6 protein-coding genes and 1 pseudogene are annotated in these 5120 nt (G+C 37.7%); 5 read left to right on the forward strand and 2 right to left on the reverse strand.

Annotated features, from left to right (window positions below):
- Nucleotides 1-317: 317 nt before the first annotated feature.
- Both HMPREF0083_RS18335 and HMPREF0083_RS18340 read right to left on the reverse strand, forming a co-directional pair.
- Nucleotides 318-893 carry a nucleotidyltransferase family protein gene (locus HMPREF0083_RS18335; protein ID WP_021623139.1) on the reverse strand — a complete coding sequence of 192 codons (576 nt, stop codon included), beginning with the start codon at nucleotides 891-893 and terminating at the stop codon, nucleotides 318-320.
- Nucleotides 894-1423: 530 nt separating this feature from the next.
- On the reverse strand, nucleotides 1424-2317 hold the full coding sequence (locus HMPREF0083_RS18340; protein ID WP_021623140.1) for a PhzF family phenazine biosynthesis protein: 894 nt from the start codon (nucleotides 2315-2317) through the stop codon (nucleotides 1424-1426).
- Nucleotides 2318-2404: 87 nt separating this feature from the next.
- On the opposite strand from HMPREF0083_RS18340, the gene HMPREF0083_RS30190 reads away from it, so the two are divergent.
- The 5 genes and pseudogenes from HMPREF0083_RS30190 to HMPREF0083_RS30195 all read left to right on the forward strand — a co-directional run bounded on the left by HMPREF0083_RS30190 (nucleotide 2405) and on the right by HMPREF0083_RS30195 (nucleotide 4775).
- Nucleotides 2405-2689, forward strand: a complete 285-nt coding sequence (locus HMPREF0083_RS30190; RefSeq protein ID WP_081696114.1) for a DUF4158 domain-containing protein — start codon at nucleotides 2405-2407, stop codon at nucleotides 2687-2689.
- A 63-nt stretch (nucleotides 2690-2752) separates the two neighbouring features.
- Nucleotides 2753-3352: pseudogene (locus HMPREF0083_RS28225) on the forward strand (Tn3 family transposase); the annotation flags it as partial.
- A 252-nt stretch (nucleotides 3353-3604) separates the two neighbouring features.
- On the forward strand, nucleotides 3605-4060 hold the full coding sequence (locus tag HMPREF0083_RS18350) for a GNAT family N-acetyltransferase (RefSeq protein WP_040303675.1): 456 nt from the start codon (nucleotides 3605-3607) through the stop codon (nucleotides 4058-4060).
- A gap of 6 nt (nucleotides 4061-4066) precedes the next feature.
- Nucleotides 4067-4603 carry a DMT family transporter gene (locus tag HMPREF0083_RS18355; protein WP_021623145.1) on the forward strand — a complete coding sequence of 179 codons (537 nt, stop codon included), beginning with the start codon at nucleotides 4067-4069 and terminating at the stop codon, nucleotides 4601-4603.
- Nucleotides 4604-4622: 19 nt separating this feature from the next.
- Nucleotides 4623-4775 (forward strand): hypothetical protein, encoded by a 153-nt coding sequence (locus tag HMPREF0083_RS30195; RefSeq protein WP_412674523.1) that lies wholly within the window; start codon nucleotides 4623-4625, stop codon nucleotides 4773-4775.
- Nucleotides 4776-5120: the final 345 nt, after the last annotated feature.

The raw sequence follows: 5120 nt of genomic DNA on the forward strand, positions 1-5120 counted from the left end.
GAAGTGGGAGACTTCTTTCGGAGGGAAGTTAAAGAAGAGGATTGTTATAAACTTATGTTTAATAGACTTTAATCAATATACCTTTAAGGGTCAGGGACCGGATTCTTGTCATAGACCACAAAGTAGAATGAAATTTGCTTCAAAGCCTATTTGTTTAGGCTTTCAGGGTGTGGAGAACCTTACGGCTTTCCACACTTGATTTTATTTATCGAGAAAAAAAGTTTAAAAACCGGAGATTTTCCAGTCTGCTGAGAAATATCTCTTTTCTAAAAATCCAATACATGAGAGTGTATAAAGAGCAAACATGGCACTTAAAATCAGAAGTCCATGTGTATGATAGCGAGTTTATCCCATTTTTCCTGCCATTTCTTTTTTTGTAGTCTGTCTTCATAAACTTTGGCTTTTGTATTAGCATTTCGTAAAAAGTGTTTTGTTGGTCTAACAATCAAGTTTACAAGGTCTTCAATTCCGCAAGGAGTTATCAAATCAACATTATCTTCTTCATTCAAACGAACAGCAATTGCTGTTGCTGTTTCAGGAAATTTAGATACTGCATCTTCTGTGGATTTATAAGGATCGTCTCCATTTCGTTTGTGCATCCTTGCTTGATTTTTGACTGACCAGTTTATATTCGGATGAATAGTGTATAATCTTTCTTCAATAGATTTATCTATCTTCTCATCAATAGAATTTGAATCAAAATAAATTACATCGACATCTTCTATCATGGTTGGTTCTTCAAAATGATGCAAAGCATCCCAAATCCTGTTACGAATAATCCCCGCACAAATCCAACAATCTGGCAGCTTAAGGAACTTAACTATATTAAGTATCTTCATCATCATGTCGTCGTTTTGTACTAAATCAATTATATCCTTGTGATTTTTTATCATTATTCAACCACCACTGAAAAGTTTAAGAATCCCCTTTATCATACCATACGACAGTTTAGCTATTCTGTCCGATAGTAAAACAACGAAATTTATATTAATTCATTTTCAGACATAAATATGATGATAGATTACTTTGTATGTGCGCCTGACATGGGTACCATTTTTAGAGTTCAAGCCCCGACTAACGAAGGCAGTTATAGTCAGTAGCATATGACAAGGGTGTTGCAAGGACGTTTCTCAACTCAATGATGAGGTGAAAAGGAATATGGAAAATTCTCGCTTTTGCTGTGAAGTTTTCATTTTTGAGAAGGCATTGCATTAATTTGGGGTAAATCCGAGATAAGTCCAACAAGCGCCATACAGATGTAAAAAAATATAAATAAAGCACTGAAGCCCTCATTAAGCTGTTTTAAACTCTACCTCTAGCTTTCTGTATAAGCCCTCCTGTAAAATGACAATAAAGTCGTTTAAATCTAAATATTATTGCATTATCGCGCCCGTTTGTTGAAGACCATTAACATTTTAAATGGCTAATATGATGTCTCTCTAACAAATACACTAGAGTTTTCTATTGCGTTTCCTTTTACTCGGGTTCTAATAATTTTATTTTCTTGTATAAAAGTTTCGGATTTAATAATACTAGGCCGTCCCATAGCGATTCCTTGAATAATCTTATAGCTGTTCCAACCATCTTTTAACGGGTAAAACACCTTGTTTTCGGTTAAATATGCCCCTAATGCAGATGCTGCTACACCAGTTGCCGGATCTTCATTGTATCCAGCTCTCTTAGGAAATTGACGTGCCTGGACACATTGCTTGCTTTCCTGCTCAATGGCAAAAGGATAAAACCCAGTAGTGTTAAACTCATCACATAATTTCCAAAGGTATTCAAAATTAGGTTTAAGATTGTTAAGAGTTCCAACACTTTTTAAAGGAATAATTAGTTTATAACGAGACGTAGAAACAGATTGAATAGGAAAATTATTTATGTCATCTATTCCAATACATAATGCTTTACATATTTCTTCTACTGTAGGATTTACATTTAAAAATTCGGGGGAGAATTGCTCCACATTAACATCTAAATTCGATCCTTTTACTTCCCATTCAACTTTAATAGGCCCTAACATTGTCTCCACTATAGTCGGTGAATGTTTTATCATACCTCGGTTAACGAGAACTGTAATGCTTCCTATAGTGGCATGGATGCACATTTCCATCTCATGTAATGGAACAAAGAAACGAATCTTTATATCACAATCAGAACGAGTTGATTTTAAAACGAAGGCTGATTCATGAGCAAAATCCTTTGTCATCTTTTGCATTTTATCTGTTGTTAAACTATCTGCATTCAAAACAACAGGACACGGGTTACCTCCACCGTTTTCCAAAGAAAACACTGTTGTATTTACAACTTCTAACACAATTTTCTACCCCCCTTAGCTTTGAGTTTCATTATACCATCATTTTCCTTCCTAAAAGTTCCTGGTGATCTTCAACAATAACAAGAAATACGTAAATATTTTAACGTCATACCAAATGGTAAACAAACACGGCCGATCATCATCAATATTTTAACCGAAGCAGCAAAGGTGAAAGATCATCCCCCTGATCTAATTAATATCGCTATCGAAGAGCTCGTTAAAAGCAGGTGTGAGTTACCGAGTTTTCGTGTCCTAGATGAGTTAACCGATCAAATTCGCAGGGCTGTCAATCAAGAGCTGTTCCAACTGGTATTTAGTAGGCTATCCAGTGAACAAATACATTCTTTCAATGAATTTCATAAGAAGCACTAACCAACATTACATCGACTATAATCGGTTTAAAACCCTTCCTAAATTCCTTCCGACCTAGCTACTGACATGAAATATAAGCACATCGATTCTCTTTTTAGCGATACGATCGACTGGGATTTAATTGAATTACATTGGAAAGATCTTTTACGGATGGTCTTGTCCATTAAGCATGGGAAAATCTCTTCTGCTATGTTGTTGAGAAAGTTGGGGAATTACAGTTAAAAAAACAAGCTCTATCAGGCATTTAGAGAGCTGGGACGTGTTGTGCGCACGGTTTTCCTACTCCAATATATTTCTTATATTGATATGCGTAGGACAATTACTGCTACCACTAACAAAGTAGAGGCTTACAACGGATTTTCCAAATGGCTTTCTTTTGGCGGACTTGGCATTATTGCTGATAACGATCCTGAGCAACAGGAAAAGGCCATTAAGTATGAAGACCTGGTTGCAAACGCAGTTATTTTTCAAAACGTCGTGGATATAACTATGGTGATACGTCAATTGAGGAAAGAAGGGCATTACGTAGACCCGGACGACCTAAGTGTACTTAGTCCTTATCTTATGGAACATATCAAACGATTTGGTGATTACGTCATTGATTTAGAAGAACGGCCTGAACCTTTAGATGGAAGGCTGGGGTTAGGGTTTAAAACAGCTTAATGGAGGGCTTTTGTGCCCTCTTTACATTTCTTTACACCTGCATGGCGGTTTTTGGACTTATCTCGGACTTACCCCAATTTCTTATTGGCAGGAGCTGAATCCTGACTTTTATTCATTTTTCCATAAATTATGCCAATAGGAATAAACATGCTTCCAGTGAACCTTGTTTTATAGTGAAATCCACTACCATAAATCGGAATAATTTTTGCATAATAACTTATTTGAAAACACATGTGAATGGAGGATTTGACCATGGAGTTCGTTACAATTCGCCCTGTTACAAAAGCAGATCTACCTCAGTTGCTTGAATTGATGCACCAGTACATTGTTGATTTTTATCAATCGCCCGATCCGGGAAAAGAAGCGCTCACTAAACTGGTGACACATCTGATTGATGAACCTTCCTCTGGTATTCAATTCGTCGCTGAAACAGAAGCCCATCGGTTAGCTGGTTTCGCTACGCTCTACTTTACATTTAATACACTCGAGGCCAAGCGAATGGCGTTCTTGTACGATTTGTTCGTCGTCCCCAGCACGCGAGGACAAAAAATTGGCGAAAAGCTTTTCCAAACTTGTTTGTCGTATATTAGGGGAAACAATTATTCTCACATGATTTGGGAGACAGCACACGACAATCATACAGCCCAGGCTCTTTATGACAAAATGGGTGCCCAGAAACAGGTGTGGTTGAACTATGAGATCAGGTAAACAGATATGGTAAAAGGATATCTCTATTCCTTATTCTCCACCTTCTGCTTCGCACTGCCGACTGTGTTTACCGTCTTTGCCTATCAGGACGGTTTAACTCCGAAAAGCCTTGTCTTTAATCAAACTGCGATCGCCGCCGTTCTCCTGCTGCTGTATGTCATGTGGACCGGCGAAGCGTTTCCACGTCTAACAAAGCAAAGTACGAGCGATTTTTTTCTGGCCGGCGCTGGTAAAGCAGTAACGGTCATCGCCATGTTTATGGCTATTAAGTTGATGAACGTTTCATTGGTGCTGACGCTTATTTTTATGTATCCTGCTTTTGTTGTGTTGCTTGAGTATTTTATCGACAAAAAGAGTTTGCGCATCCAGCAAGTATTAGGGCTCGTTTGCACATTTGTAGGGGAACTGCTGGTACTGAAGATTTTTCAGGGAGAGTTTCAGCAATTATCTGCAATGGGAACGTTGCTAGGCATTCTTTCGGGAGTTGCCTGGGGATGGATGATTTATTGGAGCAGCGCGTTTCTCTATCATCAGTGTTTTTGAACTTCCGCTTACGGTTTTCCTGGCGTTTCTCATTGTCGGTGAACAGATGGATTTCTGGCAAATCGTCGGGGGGCTCTTAATTTTAACAGGCATCATCTTGTTTGATTGGACGCAATTTCGGGCTGGTCTTTTGTTACGAGAAAAAAAGGAAGTTAAAGAGAAGCTAACCTAACTTCATATGGAGTACCGCCAACATTTTGGAAATGTTATTTGTTAAACACCTTTTGCAAGAAACAGGCCTATTTCCTATACACTATGGAAGAATTGGTCTGTTTTCATGTTTTATTGACTGCCGTTAAAAGTTCGTAATGAGTTGTTATCAGGTATTCATTATTAAGTCGAATGTGTTTCACCTAAAAAATTAATATGCTCCTAACCCGAAGGTTAAATATGTTGAAGAAGATTTTCTTACTCCCCCTTTTAATTATAAGAATAATTCCTGCATGCTAACGTCTAGTGTGAATGTTTTTTGAAAATTGTGTCAAAACACGCCTGTTGATTATCCATAAGGTGGAAG

The organism is Aneurinibacillus aneurinilyticus ATCC 12856 (assembly GCF_000466385.1).
Lineage (GTDB): Bacteria > Bacillota > Bacilli > Aneurinibacillales > Aneurinibacillaceae > Aneurinibacillus > Aneurinibacillus aneurinilyticus.